Below are 18,930 nucleotides of genomic sequence, written 5' to 3'. Positions count from 1 at the left end.
TGTCACCTCGCCCCGCTTGCGGGGGAGAGGCAGAGGCCGCGTCCGCGGCCGTTTTCTAGAACGCCGAAGCGCCGGGTGAGGGGACTCTCCGCGAGTCCGTCTGCCACTCTCTTCGGGGAGGGAGCCCCTCACCCTGCCCTCTCCCCGTAAGAACGGGGATAGGGAGAAGAGAGACGGCTACTTCGCGACGAATCCGGCTTCCGTCATCAGCGACTTGTTGGTGGCGTCGTCCTCCTCGAGGAATTGCACCATGTCCTTGCCGGTGAGGAAGATCGGCTTCAGCGCCTGCTTTTCCATGTAGTCCTTGTATTCCGCGGTCTGCGTCACCTTGTGGAACAGATCGACATAGAACGCCTGTTGCTCCGGCGTGACCTTGCCGGGCAGGAACATCGCGCGCAGCATCAGATACTGGACGTCGACGCCCTCCTCCTTGCAGGTCGGGATGTCGGCCCAGGATTGCGTGTCCGTCACCTTGCTGGTGTAGGAGATGCGCTCCTTGTCGAACACACAGAGCGGACGCACCTGGCCGGCACGCCAGACTTCGAGATTTTCGCTGGGGTTGTTGACGTTGGATTCGGTATGGTTGCCGACGAGCTGGGTCGCGGCCTCGCCGCCGGACTTGTAAGGCAGATAGGAGAATTTCGCGCCGGTCTTCTGCTCGAGGAAGACGGTCAGCACGTGATCCTCGCGCTTGGAGCCGGTGCCGCCCATCTTGAACGGCGAACTCGCCGCCTTCGCGGCCGCGACGAATTCCTTCACCGTCTTCGGACCTGCGCTGTTGTCCCACAGTACGAACTGGTCGAGCGCGATCACCGAGACCGGCGTCAGCTCGCGCCAGTTGAACGGGATCTTCGCCGACAGCGGCAGCATGTAGATCAGCGAATAGGCGATCAGCGCCTTGTTCGGGTCGCCTTCGCTGGACTTCATGTACATCAGCGCTTCCGCGCCTGATGCACCGCCCTTTAGCGAGACGACGATCGGCTGCTTCATCAGATTGTTCTTCTGAATGGCGGCCTGCATCATCCGCGCCATCTGGTCGGAGGCGCCGCCCGCGCCTGCGGCCACCACGATCTCGACGGGCTTGGTCGGCTCCCAGCCGGCAAAAGCCGGCGCGCCGCAAAGCGCGGCGGCCAGCGTGATTGCGGCCTTCATTCCATGTCTCACGCGCATCTTCCCTATGTTCTTGTTCGGATTGGCAATTCGTAAAGTAATGCGAATTGCATTGTGCGGGCGAATGCCGGCCAGTTCAAGCGGGCCGGTGCCGCTCCGCTTATGACTTTGGAATGAGATCGATTGCAAGCAGGACCGCTGAAATCTCGGGACCGGAATAGAAGTCGAGCGCCCAAATCGACGCTGCAGTTCGGGATTGCCCTTACGATCGTTCGGGAATTACCTGCTGTTTGGCGGTGAGAGATAATTTGTCACAGCTTTGTGCCACAAAGTCCGCGAGACCATTGGACGGATGGGTCGGCGTGCCAGATGCAACCGATATGATCACTGGTCCCAGTTACTTCATTGAAGAGCGGGCGCATCGTTTCCTCACTTCGCAGATGCCGAGAGTCTATGGTCTATTTCAATCGGAACTCCACTGGAGAAACACCGGAAGGAATTCAAAGCACTTTGGCATTCGCTGGTGTCGTATTCGTGCTCGTTGTCACAAGCCTCATGATCGTGCCGGGGGCGGATGGACTGTTAGGTGCATACCTCGCCGCCCTAATGCTCGGCATCGCCTGTAACGACGCCCGCCACTATCGCATTCCAAACGAGCTGACCGCCGCGGCTTTCGGAATTGCCTTGTTGCGCGAAGCAATCTTACCCAATGCCAGTACAGCATCGATATTGTGGCCGGTCTTTCGCGCCTCGGCGGTAAGTCTACCGTTGTTTTTTCTCTTGTTGTTCTACCGTTACTGGCGCGGCCGGGACGGATTGGGACTTGGGGACGTCAAGCTTGCCGCGGTTGCCGGTGCCTGGCTCGAACTCCCAACGGCGGCTGCGGTGATCGAATTGGCCGCACTTTCAGCGATTGCCGCATACACCGCCAATGCTCTCGTGCGACGGCGGTCGCTGCGAGGTACGGCATTCCTGCCGTTCGGACTTTTTATGGCACCAGCTATTTGGATCGGCTGGCTGAGCGAACAATTACTTTTGCGCTGGGGCTATTTCTGGCCAGGTTGACCTCGTCGCTTGCAAGGTCGGTGCCTCGGCGGTCCCGCGGCCGCGAATTGAGCGATCGAGACGCGGAGACGTAGTGTTGCGCGCTACTTGCCCTTCCAGTTCGGTGTACGCTTGTTGAGGAAGGCGTCCATACCCTCGCGGAAATCTTCACTCATATAGGCCTTGAGGATCAGGTCCTCGCCCTCTTCGCGCGACAGCGTGCGGCGGATGCGGCGCACCGCCTCCTTGGTCGCTTCCAGCGTGAGCGGCGCATGGCTTGCCACAAGCTTGGCGGTCTCGTCGGCACGGCGCTGCAGCGTCTCGACGTCGGGCACGACCTCGTTGAGCAGGCCGAGCGACAGCGCTTCCTGCGCCTCGACGAGGCGCGCCTTGAAGATCAGATCCTTGGTGCGGGCGGGACCAACCAGCGAGACGACGCGGCTGATGTTCGACATCGACAGGCAGTTGCCGAGCGTGCGTGCGATCGGAAAGCCGATGCGCGTGGTCTCGGTGCCGATGCGGAGGTCGCAGCAGGCCGCGATGCCGGCGCCGCCGCCGGTGCAGGCCCCGGCAATCGCCGCGATCACGGGCACGCGGCACTGCTCGAGCGTGCCGAGCACGCGGTCGATGCGGGCCTCGTAGTCGAGCGCGTCCTGCGCGGTCTTGAAGGCGCGGAATTGAGAAATGTCGGTGCCCGAGGCGAAAGCCTTGTCGCCGGCGCCGGTCAGGATCAGCGCCTTGATCGAGCGATCGGCGTTGATCTCCTGGCAGATCTCCGCCATGCGGTCATACATGGCGAAGGTCATTGCGTTGCGCGCCTGGGGGCGGTTGAAGGTGATCCGCGCGATGCCGTCCTGGACGGAGTAGAGCAGGTCTTCGTTGGTCGTCGTCGGTGCGTTCATCGCGCGCTCACTTTCCAAGTTAGTTCAGGCCACTTGAGCCTTTAGGCGACCTGAGCCTTGGCCATCGGCACCGCATCGCGGCCCTTCAGGACGTCCATGGCCGCCAAAACGCCGCCGCTCCGGTGCGGAATCTTTGCAAGATCCAGGCCCATCTCGACGCCGGCGAGCGTGCCCATCAGCATCAAATCGTTGAAATGGCCGATATGACCGATGCGGAACACCTTGCCCTTGACCTTGTTCAGGCCCGTGCCGAGCGACATGTCGAAGTTTTCGAGCACCACCTTGCGGAAGGCGTCGGCGTCGTGTCCATCGGGCACGCGCACGCCGGTCAGCGCCGGCGAGTGCGCGGCGGGATCGGCGCACTGCGTCTCCAGGCCCCAGACCTTGACCGCGGCGCGGGTCGCGGCGCTGTGGCGCTTGTGGCGGGTCCACACGTTCTCGAGGCCTTCTTCCTCCAGCATCTTGACGGCCTCGCGCAGGCCCATCAGCAGATTGGTGGCGGGCGTATAGGGGAAGGTGCCGAGCTTGTTGAAGCTGATGACTTCCTGCCAATCCCAATAGGAGCGCATGCCCGGATTGGCCTTGGCCACGGCGAGCGCCTTCTCCGAGACGGCGTTGAAGCCGAGGCCCGGCGGCAGCATCAGGCCCTTCTGGGAGCCGGCGACCGAGACGTCGATGCCCCAGGCATCGTGCTCGTATTCCATCGAGCCGAGGCCGGAAATGGTATCGACCATCAGAAGCGCCGGATGCTTGACGCGGTCGAGCAGCTTGCGCACCTCGAGCGGCGGCGTCACGCAGCCGGTCGAGGTCTCGTTGTGGACGACGCAGACCGCCTTGATCGTGTGCTGCTTGTCGGCGGCAAGGCGCTGCTCGATCTCGGCGAGGTCGGCGCCATGGCGCCAGTCGCTCGGGATGAAGTCGACGTCGAGCTTGAACTTGTCGGCGATGCCGCGCCACAGCACGGCGAACTGACCGGTCTCGCACATCAAAACCTTGTCGCCGGGTGCGAGCACGTTGACCATCGCCGCTTCCCAGGCGCCGGTGCCGGACGAGGGGAAGATGATCACGGGCTGCTGGGTGCGGAACACGCGCTGCATCGCGGCAAGCGCGGCAAAACCGAGCTCGGCGAACTCCGCACCGCGATGGTCCAGCGTCGGCATGTCCATCGCCCGCAGCACCCGGTCGGGCACATTGGTCGGTCCTGGAATCTGTAAGAAATGCCTTCCAGTGTGCACGGTCATCGGCGTCCTTCCCGGTCTAGCCTTGGTTTTGATGGCCGCCGAATAGCACCATTTGACCGGCTTGTCCCCTCTCCTAAAGGCGCCTCCCATGCATAGGCGGCGGGCCTCCGCCGTCCCTACTCCGCGGCCACCACCTTTCCGACCGGCAGGCGCCCGTCGGCCTCCGTGAACGGGCGCTCCGGATGCATCAGGAAGGCGGAGAAGCCGCCGAGCAGCAGCAGCCCCATCGACATCAGGAACGGCAGGTACCAGTTGCCGGTCGCGTCGATCACAAACCGGCCACGAGCGGCGACACGATGGCGGCGAAGGCCGAGCCGGTGTTCATGAGTCCCGAGGCGGTGCCGGAGTATTTCGGGGCGATGTCCATCGGGATCGACCACATCGGGCCGATCACCAGTTCGGCGCAGAAGAAGCCGGCCGACAGGCACAGCGCGACGATCGTGATGTCGTGGACGAACAGGATCGGAAATAGCGAGAGCAGCGCCCCCGTAAATCCCGCAACGGTGACGCTCAGCCGCGCCAGGCGGACATTGCCGGTGCGATCGAGGATCTTGTCCGAAAGCACGCCGCCGACGCTGTCGCCGACAACGCCGGCGAAGAACACGCCGGAGGCGAACAGCGCCGAGTTCTTGATGTCGAGATTGTAGTTGTTCTTGAAGAACAGCGGCAGCCAGTTGAGATAGAGCCACAGGCACCAGCCGTAGCAGAAATAGGTCAGCGTCACCGGCCACATGCGGCCGAGCAACGGCCCCCATGGCACGCGCGGCCGCTCGCCGGTCGGCCGCGGCGGCAGCGCGGCAAGCTCGGCCTCGGTGATGGAGGCGTGCTCCTTCGGCTCGTTGCGGAAGTACCAGACCCAGACGACGCCCCAGACCAGGCTGACGAAGCCGAGCACGACGAACGCGCCGCGCCAGGTCAACCAGAGGATCAGCAGCGCCACCACCGGCGGCGTCACGGCATTGCCTAGCCGGGCGAAGGAATGGGTCAGTCCCTGCGCAAAACCGCGGCGGTTCGCGGGCGTCCAGTATTGCATCGCGCGCGTTGCCGTCGGAAAGGTCGCGCCCTCGCCGAAGCCGAGCGCGAAGCGCGCGGCGAACAGTGCGGCAAGACCGTTGACGAAGCCGGTCGAGATGGTTGCCGCCGCCCAGATCATGCCGCACCAGAACAGCGTCTTGCGCGGCCCGAAACGATCGCCGACCCAGCCACCGATCACCTGGAACAGCAGATAGGGATAGGCGAAGGCGGAGAAGACGAGGCCAAGCTGGGTGTTCGACAGACCCAGCTCCTTCTGGATCTCGCTCGCGGCGGTGCCGATGTTCACCCGGTCGACATAGGTGATGAAATACATCGCGCACAGCATCGCCAGCACGACATGCGTCGCCTTGAACCTGATACCCATCTCCACCCCTGCCGAATTGCTTGTTGTGATTGTCGCCCGCCCGCCCCGCGCGGCTTAGGTGCCGACCACTTTCAGATGCGGCGAGGCATTGCCCTGCGGGCGCTGCTCCAAAAGCTTCATCGCGACATCGACGCCGCCGGAGCGATGCGGCACGCCCGCAACCGACAGGCCCATCTCCACGCCGGTGAGCGCGCCGAGCAGCGTCAGCGCGTTGCATTCGCCGAGATGGCCGATGCGGAAGACTTTTCCGGCGACCTTCGACAGGCCCGAGCCGAGCGACATGTTGTAATTGTCGAGCACGATCTTGCGGAACTGATCGGCGTCGTGGCCCGGCGGCATCAACACCGCGGTGAGCACCGGCGAGAACTCCGAGGGCTCCTGGCAGAGGATCTCGAGGCCCCAGTGATTGACGGCGGCACGCGTCGCGGCAGCCAGCCGCTGATGGCGCGCGAACACGTTGTCGAGCCCCTCTTCGAGCAGCATCGCGATCGCCTCGCGCAGGCCGTAGAGCAGATTGGTCGCCGGCGTATAGGGGAAGAAGCCGTTGGCGTTGGGCTTGAGCATCTCCTCCCAGTCGAAATAGGAGCGCGGCATCTTGTTGGTCTTTGCGGCTGCGCGCGCCTTCTCCGAGATCGCGTTGAAGCCGAGGCCGGGCGGCAGCATGAAACCCTTCTGCGAGCAGCTCACACTGACGTCGACCTTCCATTCGTCGTGGCGGTAGTCGACCGAGCCGAGCGAGGAGATGGTGTCGACCATCAGCAGCGCCGGGTGACCAGTGCGATCAATAGCCGCGCGGATCTCGGCGATGCGGCTGGTCGCGCCGGTCGAGGTCTCGTTGTGCACGACCATCACGGCCTTGATCGCGCGCGCTTTGTCGTCGCTGAGCCTTGCTTCGATCACGGCCGGGTCGGCACCACGGCGCCAGTCGCCGGGCACGAAATCGACCTCGATGCCGAACCGCCCCGCCATCTGCCGCCACAGGGTGGCGAAATGGCCGGTCTCGACCATCAGTACCTTATCGCCCGGCGACAGCGTGTTGACGATCGCGGCCTCCCAGGCGCCCGTCCCCGACGAGGGGAAGATCACGACCGGGCCCGCGGTCTGGAAAATCTTCTGGCTGCCCTCGAGCACGGCGCGGCCGAGCTCACCGAACTCGGCGCTCCGGTGGTCGATAACAGGCATGTCCATGGCGCGCAGGACGCGCTCTGGGACCGGGCTCGGGCCTGGAATCTGAAGGAAATGGCGACCTTGGTGCATAAAAACCTCCCTGGCGACGGACTCTGGCCTGCTTCAGAGACCATTTTGCATTCATTTTTTGTCATTTCAATTGAATTTTGGTATTCGATTGTGAACATCGACGCGATCAAACAGGCAAACTATTGTGCTGCAAATGAAATCCACGATTCCCGACACCGGGGTTCCGATCGCCCCAACCGCCGCAAATGGCGGCGACCGCCAGGAGGCTTCGCTGCACGGCGAGATCCTGCTGCGGCTGCGCGACTACGTGGTCGAGGGCAACATTCCCGACGGCGCGCGTGTTCCCGAGCGGCAGCTCTGCGCGATGCTCGGGATCTCCCGCACGCCACTGCGCGAGGCCCTGAAAGTGCTCGCTTCCGAGGGGCTAATCGAGCTTCTGCCCAACCGCGGCGCGCGCGTCCGCCAGCTCAGCCAGCGCGACCTCGAGGAGCTGTTCGACGTGATGGCGGGGCTGGAGAGCCTTGCCGGGCGCCTCGCCTGCGAGGCCATTACGGATGAGGAAATCGCCGCGATCGAGCAGCTGCATTACGAGATGTACGGGCACTATCTGCATCGCGACATGCACGGCTATTTCCAGACCAACCAGCGCATCCACGAAAGCATCGTCGCGGCCGCACGCAACGAGACGCTGAAGACCGCCTACGCCAACTTCGCAGGCCGCATCCGCCGGGTCCGTTACTCCGCCAACTTCGCCCGCAAGCGGCAGCGCTGGGCGGAAGCGATGCGCGAGCACGAGGCCATCCTCGACGCGCTGCGCCGCCGCGCCGGCAGCGAGCTCAGCGACATCCTGTTCCAGCACCTGCGCAACAAGCGGGCGGCAGCGATCGAGCACCTGACCGAGCCCCATGAGGACGCTCCGGCCTCGCCCTGAGGGGCGGCCGACTTGCTCATTTTGAATTCATAATATAATCGGTCGTGAGAAATAATGAATAACTCAGCAAGACTGGGCCTCGCTGGGCCAATCCGGGACCAGGGATGACAAACGCCTCCTCGCTCGAACGGCGCCTGCGCGCGGAAATGACCGGCGACGTCCTGTTCGACGGCTTCAGCCGCGGCCGCTATGCCACCGACGCCTCGTTCTACCAGATCATGCCGGCCGGCGTGGTCGTGCCCAGGACCATGGACGAGGCCTTGCGGGCGCTGGCGATCGCTCGCGACGAGGGCCTGAAGGTCACCCCGCGCGGCGGCGGCACCTCGCAATGCGGCCAGACCGTCAATGACGGCCTCGTGGTCGATCTCTCGAAACACCTCAACCGCATCCTCTCGCTCGATGTCGCGGGCCGCACCTGCGTGGTCGAACCCGGCATCGTGCTCGACGATCTCAACCGTCAGCTCAAGAAACACGGCCTGTGGTTTCCGGTCGACGTCTCCACCGCCTCGCGCGCCACCATCGGCGGCATGGCCGGCAACAATTCCTGCGGCGGCCGCTCGCTTCGCTACGGCACCATGCGCGACAACACCCTGTCGATGGAGGCGGCGCTCGCCGACGGCACGCTGGGCCGCTACGGTGAGGTGTCGCGCGATCTCTCCGATCTCGATGCGAACGACCGCGCGCGCGCCCTGTTCCGCGACATGCTCGATCTCGGCGCCCGCGAGGCTGACGAGATCGCCGCGCGCTTTCCAAAGGTGCAGCGCCGCGTCGGCGGCTACAATCTCGATGCGCTGACGCCACGCAATGCGCGCAACAACATGGCGCATCTCCTGGTCGGCTCCGAAGGCACCCTCGCCTTCACCACCAAGGTCGAGCTGAAGCTGTGGCCTGTCATCCGCAACAAGGCGCTCGGCATCTGTCATTTCGGCAGCTTCTACGAGGCGATGGACGCCGCCCAGCACCTGGTCAAGCTCAAGCCGATCGCGGTCGAGCTGGTCGACCGCACCATGCTCGCGCTCGGCCGCGACATCGCGATGTTCCGGCCGATCATCTCCGCCGCCATCAAGGGCGATCCGGATGCCGTTCTGGTGGTCGAATTCGCTGAAGAGGACCAGGCGGACAATCTGGCGCGCCTCAAGCAACTCGGCGAATTGATGGGCGATCTCGGCTTCGGCTGGAACAACGACAAGCGCAAATGGGGCGGCGTGGTCGAGATCACCGAGCCCGCACTGCAAAGCGGCATTGCCGATTTCCGCGCCGCCGGCCTCAACGTCATGATGTCGATGAAGCAGGAGGGCAAGCCGGTCTCGTTCGTCGAGGATTGCGCCGTGCCGTTGCCGCACCTGGCCGACTACACCGCGCGCTTGAGCGAGGTTTTCGCAAAGCACGGCACCAGCGGCACGATGTATGCGCATGCTTCCGAGGGCTGCCTGCACGTACGGCCCGTGCTGAACCTGAAGCTGGAGAAGGACGTCAAGGCGATGCGGGCCATCGCCGAAGAAGCCTTCGCGCTGGTGCGCGAGTACAAGGGCTCGCATTCCGGCGAGCATGGCGATGGCCTGGTGCGCTCTGAATTCCACGAGACCATGTTCGGCGAGCGTCTCGTCGCCGACTTCAGGGAGGTGAAGCGGCGCTTCGATCCCGAAGGCGTCCTCAATCCCGGCAAGATCGTCGATGCGCCCCGGATGGACGATCGCTCGCTGTTCCGCTTCAAACCCAACTACCACGTCAACGAGCTGAAGACGAAGCTGGATTGGTCCGCCTATCCCGGCGCCGGCGGCGGTTTCCAGGGCGCGGTCGAGATGTGCAACAACAACGGCGCCTGCCGCAAGCTCGAGGGCGGCGTGATGTGCCCGTCCTACCGCGCCACGCGCAACGAGAAGGACGTCACCCGCGGCCGCGCCAACAGCTTGCGGCTCGCCATCTCCGGCCAGCTCGGCCCCGACGCGTTGTCCTCCGACGAGATGATGGAGACCCTAAAACTCTGCGTCTCCTGCAAGGCCTGCCGCCACGAATGCCCGACCGGCGTCGACATGGCCAAGATGAAGATCGAGGTGCTCGCCGCTCGCGCCGCGTCCCATGGCCTGACCCTGCGCGACCGCCTGGTCGGCTACCTCCCGCGCTATGCCGGACTCGCATCGCGCTTCGCGCCACTCGCCAATTTGCGCAACCGCAGCCCGCTGCTGCGAAAGCTGTTCGAGCGCTTTGCCGGCATCAGCGCGCGCCGCGCCCTGCCCGCCTTCCGCAGCGACGTGTTCGTGCCGCCCGCGGAAGCGGTCGGGCCGGAGACCGGTCGCGAAGTCGTGCTGTTCACGGACACCTTCAATCGCATCTACGAGCGCGAAAATCTCGACGCCGCGCTCCGCGTGCTCGCCGCGGGCGGTTATCGCGTGCACCTGCCCAGGCCGGCGAGCGGCAGTCGCCCGCTCTGCTGCGGCCGCACATTCCTCTCAGCCGGTCTCGTCGACGAAGCCAGGGCCGAGCTCGACCGCCTGGTGGCCGCGTTCGCGCCCTTTGCCGCCCGCGGCGTGCCGATCGTCGGCCTCGAGCCGAGCTGTCTGCTGACGCTGCGCGACGAGCTCGCTTCGCTGCGCAAGGACAAGGATGCCAAGGCCGTCGGCGCCCACGCGCTGACTTTCGAGGAATTTTTGGTGCGCGAAGCGGAGGCCGGAAGGCTGCAACTGCCGCTCGGCACCGTCGGCGACAAGGCCGTCGTGCATGGCCATTGCCACCAAAAATCCTTCGGCGCCTTCAAGCCGGTCGAGCAGGTGCTGCGCCTCATTCCGGACCTGAAGGTCGAGACCATCGAATCGAGCTGCTGCGGCATGGCCGGCGCCTTCGGTTACGGCGCTGACACCTATGATGCCTCGATCGAGATGGCCGAGCTGTCGCTGCTGCCCGCCGTGCGGCGGGCAGACCAGACTACACTCGTCGTTGCCGACGGCACCTCCTGCCGGCATCAGATCCACGACGGCGCCCAGCGCGAAGCGCTTCACGTCGCGCGCGTGCTGGCGATGAGCCTCGACCGCGCCGGAGCAAATTCCACTTCTCACACTAAAAAGGAAACCAGCCATGGCTGACCTCACGCTCGACACCGCCCGCAAGATCCTCGACGCCGCTTTCGCAAAATCCACCGAGCTGAAGCTCAAGCCGCTGGTCGTCACCATCCTGGACGCACGCGGCGTGCTCAAGATCGCCGCGGCGCAGGACGGCACCAGCCTGATGCGCGCCGAGATCGCCCACGGCAAGGCCTATGGTGCGCTCGCCATGGGCATGGGCTCGCGCGCCTTGTTCCAGCGCGCGCAGGAGCAGGCCTATTTCATCGATTCCGTGAACACGATTGCGAAAGGCGCGCTGGTGCCGGTCCCCGGCGGCGTGCTGATCATGGATGGCGCAACGCTGCTGGGTGCCGTCGGCGTGTCCGGCGACACCTCCGACAATGACGAGGCCTGTGCGCTGGCGGGCATCGAGGCGGCCGGGTTGAAGGCGAACGCGGGTTGACGATGCTGTAGGGTGGGTTAGCGAAAGCGTAACCCACCCTACAAACTGCGCGCGCACGACCAGGTTGACGTGGCCCCTCACCGTCCCGTCCAGACCGGCTTCCTCTTCTCGCCGAAGGCCTTCAGCCCCTCCTTGGCATCCTCGGTCATCGCGAGCAGCGCGATCTGGCTTTCGGTGTAGGCGATGCTCTCGTCGAACGACATCGAAGCGATGGCGCGCATGGCATATTTGCCGCGGCGGATCGCGGTCGGGGATTTGTCGATAATGCGGCCGATCAGCCAATCGACTTTGGCATCGAGCTCCGCTGTCGGCACGACGTAGTTGAGCAGGCCCGCAGCTTGCGCCGCTTTCGCGTCGAACGGCTCGCCGGTGAGCGCCCATTCGTTGACGAGTCGCGGCGGCGCGATGCTCTGCAACAGGCTCAGCACCTGCATCGGGAATACGCCGACCTTCACCTCCGGCAGGCCGAAGATGACGTGATCGGCCGCAATCGCCATGTCGGTCATGCACAATAGGCCCATGCCGCCGGCCATGCAGACGCCACCGACCCGCGCAATCGCCGGCTTCGTCGCGTTCTGCGACAACCGCAGCAGATCGGCATAGTCGACATTCGGCTTGGAATGATCCATCGCGAACGCCGCGCCGGAATTCTGCAAGTCGGCGCCGGCGCAGAACGCCTTGTCGCCTGTCCCCGTCAGCACGATGACGCGGACGTCCTTGTCGTCATGCGCGTCGCGATAGCCCTTGGTGATGCCGGCGATGACCCCGCCGTTCAGCGCGTTGCGCTTCTCCGGCCGGTTGATGGTGATCCAGAACGCCTGCCCACGCTTTTCGGTGATGATTGCTGTGGTGTCGGTCATGGTACGCTCGCTTCCTTGCTCCCGTTTGCAGCCATTTGCGGCAGCTCGGGCGGCGGGCGCAAGGGCAATCTGCGACGAGGCCTTGCTTTAGCGCCTCGACACAAATGGGCGGGCGAGCGAAGCGTGCGCTCAGGCCGAGACCGTTTTCCTGATCCAGACCTTGTTGTCGTGGAATGCAGCTCCCCCGATCGGCGCGATCGTATCGGCTCCAGTCAGCACGTTGATGCCGCGGCCGCCGATATGATTCTTGTTCGGGTGAACGGATTCCGCGATCAGCACGCCCCGCCGCACGCCATCGAACAGCGTTGCGAGCAGCGTGGTCTCGCCGCGGGTGTTGCCGAGCGTCACGGCGTCGCCGTCGGCGATGTCGAGCGCGGCCGCATCCAGCGGATGGATCATCACGCTCGCTCTGCCTTCGCGCGCCTGCGAGGACGGCGTCTCGTTGAAGGTGGTGTTGAGGAAGCTGCGCGAGGGACTGGTCGCGAGCCGGAACGGATGGGCGTGATCGGTATGCTCGATCACCGCCCAATGGTCCGGCAGCGACGGCATCTTGTCGAAATCGCCCATCGTCTGGCCGAACGGCGGATGCGCCCAATCCGCCCTAAAATGGAATTTCTTGTCGGCATGGGCAAAGCCGTCGAGATAATGCGAGGTCCGGAAGTCCGGTTGCAGGTCGCGCCAGATGTCGGCTTCGAGACCAGCGATGTCGCCGTGGTTGCTGAGCTTCAGCGTCGCGTCGATCAATTCGCGCGGCGTCATCTCGAAGCCCGGATGCTTCGCGTCAAGCCGCGGCGCCAGCGCCTGCATGACCTGATGGTTGGAGCGGCATTCGCCGGGCGGGTCGATCAGCTTCGGCCCGACCGAGATGTGCTGGTGGCCGCCGCCGTAATAGAGATCGTCATGCTCCATGAACATGGTCGCCGGCAGCACGATGTCGGCCATCTCGGCCGTCTCGGTCATGAACTGCTCATGCACCGCCACGAACAGATCCTCGCGCGCAAACCCCTGACGCACCAGCGCCTGCTCCGGTGCCACCGTCATCGGATTGGTGTTCTGGATCAGCATCGCCTTGATCGGCCCTTTTCCGAGCAAAGCTTCGGCGTCGCCGGTGAGGATGCGGCCGACCTGCGACTGGTCGAGCGCACGCGTGGTCTTATCGATCGCGTCGTGGCCCTCGATGAGGGATTCATTGAAGTGCCACAGCGCGTAATTGTTGAAGAAGGCGCCACCGCCTTCATACTGCCAGGCGCCGGTCACCGCGGGAACGCAGAGCGCCGCATGCATTTGCGTGGCGCCATTGCGCGAGCGGGTGAAGCCGTAGCCGAGCCGGAAGAAGGTCCGCTTGGTCTCGCCGACCAGTTTCGCGAAGGCCTCGATCTCGGACACCGGCACGCCTGAGATCGCGGACGCCCACTCCGGCGTGCGCGTCTTCAGATGCGCCTCGAGCTCATCGGGGCAGTCGGTGTACTTGTCCATATAGGCACGGTCGGCGTAGCCATCGCGGAACAGGACATGCATCACGCCGCACGCGAAAGCGCCGTCGGTGCCGGGCTGCAGGATGATCTTGATGTCAGCCTGCTTCATGGTCTCGTTGTCGTAGATATCGACCGCAGCGATCTTGGCGCCACGTTCCTTCCGCGCACGCGCGGCATGCGTCATCACGTTGACCTGCGTGTTGACCGGGTTGGTGCCCCAGATCACGACGAGGTCGGAGAGCGCCATCTCGCGCGGATCGACGCCGGCGATCTTGCCGGTGCCAATCGCAAACCCGATGCGCCCGACATTGGCGCAGATGGTCTGATAGAAGCGCGAATATTTCTTCACATGCGTGAGGCGATTGAGACCGTCGCGCATCACCAGCCCCATCGTGCCGGCGTAGTAATAAGGCCAGATCGATTCCGCGCCATACTCGCGCTCGGCCTGGTTGAAGCGATCCGCGATCTCGTCCAGCGCCTCGTCCCAGGAGATCCGCGCGAACTGCCCGGAGCCCTTCGCACCCGTTCGGCGCATCGGATACATCAGTCGCTCGGGGTGATGGATGCGCTCGGCGTAACGAGCGACCTTGGCGCAGACGACGCCAGCCGTGTAGGTCTGCTTTTTCGAACCTCGGACGCGGCCAATGCTGCGGCCTTCGACCACCTCGATATCGAGCGCGCAGGCCGAGGGGCAGTCGTGCGGACAGGTCGAATGGCGGATTTCGATCTTGGCGTGCTGGTTCATGTCCCAGTTGGTAACACCAAAATAGCACCCAGCCGAGGGCATTTATCCGGCAATGCCCATGCGATTTGCTCAGATCACGTGCGCTGCCGGTTCCTGCCGCGACCGCGAAGAGCGGCGCGGTCACACCAAAAACGGACCGATATTCCCGGCTCGATCGGCTTTGTGAGCCGTCGACAGTCCGCATCTCCTGCCGCTACATTGCCAGCCAACAAGAACGACAACAGGGAGGTGGGCATGACGGCCCGAAGGTTGATGCTGGCGCTCGCCGCTCTGCTCGGTGCATTCGCCGCGGCCCCCTCATTCGCACAGGATTACCCGACCCACGCCGTCCGGATCGTGGTGCCCTTTGGCGCCGGCGGGCCGGCGGACGTCGCGGCCCGGCTGATCAGCAACGTGCTCCAGGAGAGCTTTGGCCAGCCCTTCGTGGTCGAGAACCGCACCGGCGCGGGCGGCGTCATCGGCACGGTCGAAGCGGCGAAGTCGCCGGCCGACGGCTACACGCTGCTGATGATGTCCAACACCCAGACCGCGAATGAATCGCTATTGACGCCGGACAAGCGCAAATACGAGCTGATGCGCGACCTCGCGCCGATCGCGCCGGTGAACTACTCCGATCTCGTCATCGTGGTGAACCCGCAGGTTGCGGCGAAGACGCTGCAGGAGTTCATCGCGCTCGCCAAATCGCAGCCTGGCAAGCTGAACTACGCCTCCTCCGGCCAGGGCACGCCCTATCACATGGCCGGCGAGCTGTTCAAAGCCATGGCCGGCATCGATGTGGTCCACGTGCCCTACCGCAACAGCGGCGAGGCGCGCAGCGGCGTGATCGGCGGACAGGTGCAGATGATGATCGACGCCGTGCCGGCGATGGCGCCGAATATCGGCGAGAACCAGGTCCGCGCGCTCGCGACCACCGGCGAGCAGCGCTCGGCCGCGCTGCCGAACGTGCCGACCGCGGGCGAAGCCGGCGTCGCAGGCTATGAGGCGACGATCTGGCTTGGCCTGATGGCCCCGGCCGGCACGCCAAAGCCTGTCATCGACAAGCTCAATGCCGCCGTGAACGCAATGGTGAAGCGACCGGACATCGTCAAACTCTGGACCGAGCAGGGTGCCGTACCCATGTCCATGACGCCGGAGAAATTCGAAAAATTCCTACGCGGCGATATCGAGAAATGGGCCGATGTCGTCAAGAAGTTCGACAAATCCTGAGGCCGTAGAGCGATCATGCCGACCATTCAATTTCAGCTCAACGGCGCGGCAATGACCGTGGAGGCCGATCCCGACCAGACGCTGCTCGATGTGCTGCGCGGCCGGCTCGGCGTCACCGGTCCGCATTTCGGCTGCGGAGCCGGTGAGTGCGGGGCCTGTCACGTCATGGTCGATGGCCGCGCGATGGCCTCCTGCGACATGCCGATGTGGTCGGTGGTGGACAAGGTCGTCGTCACGGTGGAGGGCCTCGGCACGGCCGAGCAGCCGCATCCGCTGCAACGCGCCTTCGTCTCCGAGCAGGCGATGCAATGCGGCTATTGCGTCTCGGGAATCCTGATCAGCGCGGCGGCGCTGCTGAAGCGCAATCCCTCGCCGACAGAGACCGAGGTCAGAGCCGCGCTCGATCGCAATCTGTGCCGCTGCGGATCGCATAATCGCATGGTCCGCGCCGTGCTGCGCGCGGCAGCGGAGACGGCGACGTCATGACTATGCCCTCCCCCGTCCCGAAACTGCCGGTTAGCCTCGCGGCCAATCCAAAGCTGTCGTCCTGGGTGCGGTTCAGCTGCGAAGGCGGTGTCGCAATCTCGCCCGGCAAGGTCGAGATCGGCCAGGGCATCGTCACGGCGCTGGCGCAGATCGCCGCGGACGAGCTCGACGTCGACATCGGCAGGATCGAGCTGATCCGCGCCTCGACGGCGGCCAGCCCGAACGAGGGTGTCACCTCGGGCAGCCTTTCGGTCCAGCAATCCGGCCGCGCGCTGCGACACGTCTGCGCCGAGGTCCGCCAGCGCTTCCTCGCGGCCGCATCAGAACGTCTCGGCGTCGATGCGGCGCTGCTCGATGTCGATGACGGAACGATCTCGGGTCCCGGCAATGTCAGGACCAGCTATTGGGAGCTGGCTGGCGACGTCTCGCTCGACCGCGACGCCACCGCGGGCGCCGTGGCGAAGCCCGCTGCCACACGCGGTGTCGCCGGACATTCGGTCCAGCGGGTCGACATTCCCGACAAGGTGTTCGCGCGACCGCGCTTCATTCACGATTGTGCACTGCCGGACCTGGTGCACGGCCGCGTGCTGCGGCCTAACCTCTCGGGTGCCAGACTGATCGCGCTCGACGAGACGGCGGCGCGCGCCGTTCCCGGCGTCGTCGCGATCGTCCGCGACGGCGGCTTTGCCGGCGTGGTTGCCGATAGCGAGGCTGCGGCGGAAGCCGCACTAAAAGCCTTGCGCAAGGGTGCAACCTGGTCGGGCGGCGAGCCGTTGCCCGACGAAGACGATCTCGCGGGCTTTCTGAAGAGCCAGCCGGTCGAAACCACCGTCATCGACACCAGAGCAGCGGCAACGACGAAGAGAGCTGCGCGCACCCTTCGCCGGCAATACACCCGTCCCTACATCGCACATGCCTCGATCGCGCCATCTTGCGCCATGGCGCGATGGGACGGCGATCGTCTCCATGTCTGGACACACAGCCAGGGCGTCTATCTGCTGCGCGCCGATCTTGCGATCGTGCTCAAGCTGCCGGCCGAAAACATCGTCGTCGAGCATATGGAGGGCGCCGGCTGCTACGGACACAATGCGGCCGACGACGTCGCGCTCGATGCCGTGTTGCTGGCGAAAGTCGCCGGCGACCGCCCGGTGCGGGTGCAATGGTCGCGCCATGACGAGATGTCTCATGCGCCGTTTGGCGCAGCGATGGCCATCGAGATCGAGGCCGAGCTCGATGCGGACAGCGAGATCGTCGGCTGGCGCCATGCGATCTGGAGCAACGGCCACGCCGCGCGCCCGGGACGCGCGGCGCAGCCGGCGCTGCTTGCGGCGACCGAGATCGCGAACCGCTACCCGCGCATGATCTCGACGAATCCACCAGCCGCCAATGGCGGGGGCGGCGACCGCAACTCCGTCCCACTCTACGACCTTCCGGCCTGGACCGTCATGAGCCACCGGCTGCTGACGATGCCGGTGCGCACGTCGGCACTGCGGACCCTGGGCGGGCAAGGCAATGTGTTCGCCATCGAATCCCTGCTCGACGAGATCGCCGCCTTGCGCGGCGAGGACCCGATTACATTCCGCCTGCGTCATCTGCAAGACGAGCGAGCGAAGGACGTCATCCGCGCTGTGGCGCGGCGCGCTCAGTGGAAGCCGCAGAAGCGAACCGGTATCGGCCATGGCGTCGGCTTCGCCCGCTACAAGAACACGGGCGCCTATTGCGCCGCGATCGCGGAGATCGAAGGCACCGACGACATCCGCGTCAGGCGGTTGACGCTTGCGGTCGACGTCGGCGAGGCCATCAATCCGGACGGCGTCATCAACCAGATCGAGGGCGGTGCGATCCAGGCCACGAGCTGGGTGCTGAAGGAACGCGTGCGCTTCGACCGCTCGCGCATCACCTCAACGTCATGGACGGACTATCCGATCCTGACTTTCAGCGAGGTGCCGGCGGTGGATGTCGAGATCATCCAGCGGCCGGAGATCGAGCCGGTCGGCGCCGGCGAGGCCGCGCACGGTCCCGTGACGGCGGCGATCGCCAATGCGGTCTACGATTGCCTCGGCGTCCGCGTACGCGACCTGCCGATCACGCGCGACAAGATCATCGCAGCCATGGAGCTTGCATCGTGACGACAGTGACCATTTTGAGCGGCGGCGCGGCGCAAGGCCTGGTGCGCGGCCTCAGCGAGCCCTTCAAGACGCAGACCGGATTCGGCATCGATGGCCAGTTCGGTGCGGTTGGTCTCATGGCCGACAAGCTGCGCGCCAGCACGCCGGCAGATCTCGTGATCCTGACGCAGGCGCTCCTTGCGAAGCTCGCCGCGGAGAAGCTCGTCGTCTCCTCCTCGATCGCAGATATCGGCCGGGTCGAGACCGCGCTGGCGGTCCGCAACCGCGATCCGAAAGTCACGGTGAAGACTGAGGCCGATCTCCGCGAGGTGCTGCGATCCGCGGACGCCATCTACGTTCCGGACACCAAAGCCTCGACCGCGGGACAGTATGTCGCAAAAGTGCTGGATCAGCTCGGCATCGCCTATGAGGTCGCATCGCGTCTCAAGATCTTTCCGAACGGCGCGACCGCGATGCGCGAGCTTGCTGCATCCACCGCAACTCGGCCGATCGGATGCACCCAGGCGACCGAGATCATCGCAACCGACGGCATCGCACTGTCGGGGTCGCTGCCGCCGGGCTGCGAGCTCGTGACAATGTACACGGCCGGCGTGACCGCGCGGGCCGCACACCCGAAGGAGGCGGCCGCGCTGATCGCGCTGCTGACCGGCGCAGACCAGAAGGAGCTGCGCCGGAGCATGGGCTTTACCGGCTAGGTGCCGACG

The 18,930-nt window shown here is 65.0% G+C and carries 14 protein-coding genes and 1 pseudogene; 8 read left to right on the top strand and 7 right to left on the bottom strand.

What is annotated here, in order from left to right:
- Positions 1-177: 177 nt before the first annotated feature.
- Positions 178-1,152, bottom strand: coding sequence for a tripartite tricarboxylate transporter substrate binding protein (locus OWC48_RS38300; RefSeq protein ID WP_049826303.1), 975 nt, complete (start codon positions 1,150-1,152; stop codon positions 178-180).
- A 411-nt stretch (positions 1,153-1,563) separates the two neighbouring features.
- Between OWC48_RS38300 and OWC48_RS38295 the strand changes: the two genes are divergently transcribed.
- Entirely contained in the window at positions 1,564-2,175 is a 612-nt protein-coding gene (locus OWC48_RS38295) for an A24 family peptidase (RefSeq protein ID WP_282524633.1), read from the top strand.
- Between the two features lie 83 nt (positions 2,176-2,258).
- Here OWC48_RS38295 and OWC48_RS38290 read toward each other — a convergent pair whose 3' ends face one another.
- From OWC48_RS38290 to OWC48_RS38275, 4 genes and pseudogenes are all read right to left on the bottom strand, one after another.
- Entirely contained in the window at positions 2,259-3,056 is a 798-nt protein-coding gene (locus tag OWC48_RS38290) for an enoyl-CoA hydratase/isomerase family protein (protein WP_028156590.1), read from the bottom strand.
- A gap of 41 nt (positions 3,057-3,097) precedes the next feature.
- Positions 3,098-4,297 (bottom strand): alanine--glyoxylate aminotransferase family protein, encoded by a 1,200-nt coding sequence (locus OWC48_RS38285; RefSeq protein WP_282524632.1) that lies wholly within the window; start codon positions 4,295-4,297, stop codon positions 3,098-3,100.
- A 116-nt stretch (positions 4,298-4,413) separates the two neighbouring features.
- A pseudogene (locus OWC48_RS38280) lies at positions 4,414-5,696 on the bottom strand (MFS transporter).
- Between the two features lie 54 nt (positions 5,697-5,750).
- Positions 5,751-6,953 (bottom strand): alanine--glyoxylate aminotransferase family protein, encoded by a 1,203-nt coding sequence (locus OWC48_RS38275; RefSeq protein ID WP_282524631.1) that lies wholly within the window; start codon positions 6,951-6,953, stop codon positions 5,751-5,753.
- Positions 6,954-7,086: 133 nt separating this feature from the next.
- Between OWC48_RS38275 and OWC48_RS38270 the strand changes: the two genes are divergently transcribed.
- The 3 genes from OWC48_RS38270 to OWC48_RS38260 all read left to right on the top strand — a co-directional run bounded on the left by OWC48_RS38270 (position 7,087) and on the right by OWC48_RS38260 (position 11,325).
- Entirely contained in the window at positions 7,087-7,824 is a 738-nt protein-coding gene (locus OWC48_RS38270; protein ID WP_282524630.1) for a GntR family transcriptional regulator, read from the top strand.
- 104 nt (positions 7,825-7,928) lie between these two features.
- Positions 7,929-10,904: an FAD-binding and (Fe-S)-binding domain-containing protein gene (locus OWC48_RS38265; protein ID WP_282524629.1), complete on the top strand. Its 2,976-nt coding sequence runs from the start codon at positions 7,929-7,931 to the stop codon at positions 10,902-10,904.
- A complete protein-coding gene (locus OWC48_RS38260) occupies positions 10,897-11,325 on the top strand; it encodes a heme-binding protein (RefSeq protein ID WP_282524628.1) in 429 nt (142 codons plus the stop codon). The genes OWC48_RS38265 and OWC48_RS38260 overlap by 8 nt, the downstream gene beginning before the upstream one ends.
- Positions 11,326-11,402: 77 nt before the next feature.
- On the opposite strand, the gene OWC48_RS38255 is transcribed toward OWC48_RS38260, so the two are convergent.
- Both OWC48_RS38255 and OWC48_RS38250 read right to left on the bottom strand, forming a co-directional pair.
- Positions 11,403-12,185, bottom strand: coding sequence for an enoyl-CoA hydratase/isomerase family protein (locus OWC48_RS38255; protein WP_282524627.1), 783 nt, complete (start codon positions 12,183-12,185; stop codon positions 11,403-11,405).
- Positions 12,186-12,314: 129 nt separating this feature from the next.
- Positions 12,315-14,405 carry a molybdopterin oxidoreductase family protein gene (locus OWC48_RS38250; RefSeq protein ID WP_282524626.1) on the bottom strand — a complete coding sequence of 697 codons (2,091 nt, stop codon included), beginning with the start codon at positions 14,403-14,405 and terminating at the stop codon, positions 12,315-12,317.
- A gap of 234 nt (positions 14,406-14,639) precedes the next feature.
- Here OWC48_RS38250 and OWC48_RS38245 point away from each other — a divergent pair, with 234 nt between their 5' ends.
- Genes OWC48_RS38245 through OWC48_RS38230 form a run of 4 tightly spaced genes read left to right on the top strand, consistent with a single transcriptional unit; the run spans position 14,640 to position 18,921 of the window.
- Positions 14,640-15,611 (top strand): tripartite tricarboxylate transporter substrate binding protein, encoded by a 972-nt coding sequence (locus tag OWC48_RS38245; RefSeq protein ID WP_282524625.1) that lies wholly within the window; start codon positions 14,640-14,642, stop codon positions 15,609-15,611.
- A gap of 15 nt (positions 15,612-15,626) precedes the next feature.
- The gene (locus OWC48_RS38240) at positions 15,627-16,097 is read left to right on the top strand and encodes a (2Fe-2S)-binding protein (protein ID WP_282524624.1); all 471 of its coding nucleotides are present in this window, start codon (positions 15,627-15,629) and stop codon (positions 16,095-16,097) included.
- Positions 16,098-16,099: 2 nt separating this feature from the next.
- Positions 16,100-18,226, top strand: a complete 2,127-nt coding sequence (locus tag OWC48_RS38235) for a molybdopterin cofactor-binding domain-containing protein (RefSeq protein ID WP_282524679.1) — start codon at positions 16,100-16,102, stop codon at positions 18,224-18,226.
- Positions 18,223-18,921 (top strand): substrate-binding domain-containing protein, encoded by a 699-nt coding sequence (locus OWC48_RS38230; RefSeq protein WP_282524623.1) that lies wholly within the window; start codon positions 18,223-18,225, stop codon positions 18,919-18,921. The genes OWC48_RS38235 and OWC48_RS38230 overlap by 4 nt, the downstream gene beginning before the upstream one ends.
- Positions 18,922-18,930: the final 9 nt, after the last annotated feature.

The organism is Bradyrhizobium sp. Arg816, from assembly GCF_029989365.1.
Lineage (GTDB): Bacteria > Pseudomonadota > Alphaproteobacteria > Rhizobiales > Xanthobacteraceae > Bradyrhizobium.
Note: the sequence above shows the minus strand (reverse complement) of the source record. Positions and strands in the feature narration are given on the sequence as shown.

Excerpts from the sequence above, each read along its gene's own strand:
- OWC48_RS38300 (WP_049826303.1), bottom strand. The coding sequence starts at position 1,152 with ATGAAGGCCGCAATCACGCTGGCCGCCGCGCTTTGCGGCGCGCCGGCT.
- OWC48_RS38295 (WP_282524633.1), top strand. The coding sequence starts at position 1,564 with ATGGTCTATTTCAATCGGAACTCCACTGGAGAAACACCGGAAGGAATT.
- OWC48_RS38290 (WP_028156590.1), bottom strand. The coding sequence starts at position 3,056 with ATGAACGCACCGACGACGACCAACGAAGACCTGCTCTACTCCGTCCAG.
- OWC48_RS38285 (WP_282524632.1), bottom strand. The coding sequence starts at position 4,297 with ATGACCGTGCACACTGGAAGGCATTTCTTACAGATTCCAGGACCGACC.
- OWC48_RS38275 (WP_282524631.1), bottom strand. The coding sequence starts at position 6,953 with ATGCACCAAGGTCGCCATTTCCTTCAGATTCCAGGCCCGAGCCCGGTC.
- OWC48_RS38270 (WP_282524630.1), top strand. The coding sequence starts at position 7,087 with ATGAAATCCACGATTCCCGACACCGGGGTTCCGATCGCCCCAACCGCC.
- OWC48_RS38265 (WP_282524629.1), top strand. The coding sequence starts at position 7,929 with ATGACAAACGCCTCCTCGCTCGAACGGCGCCTGCGCGCGGAAATGACC.
- OWC48_RS38260 (WP_282524628.1), top strand. The coding sequence starts at position 10,897 with ATGGCTGACCTCACGCTCGACACCGCCCGCAAGATCCTCGACGCCGCT.
- OWC48_RS38255 (WP_282524627.1), bottom strand. The coding sequence starts at position 12,185 with ATGACCGACACCACAGCAATCATCACCGAAAAGCGTGGGCAGGCGTTC.
- OWC48_RS38250 (WP_282524626.1), bottom strand. The coding sequence starts at position 14,405 with ATGAACCAGCACGCCAAGATCGAAATCCGCCATTCGACCTGTCCGCAC.
- OWC48_RS38245 (WP_282524625.1), top strand. The coding sequence starts at position 14,640 with ATGACGGCCCGAAGGTTGATGCTGGCGCTCGCCGCTCTGCTCGGTGCA.
- OWC48_RS38240 (WP_282524624.1), top strand. The coding sequence starts at position 15,627 with ATGCCGACCATTCAATTTCAGCTCAACGGCGCGGCAATGACCGTGGAG.
- OWC48_RS38235 (WP_282524679.1), top strand. The coding sequence starts at position 16,100 with ATGCCCTCCCCCGTCCCGAAACTGCCGGTTAGCCTCGCGGCCAATCCA.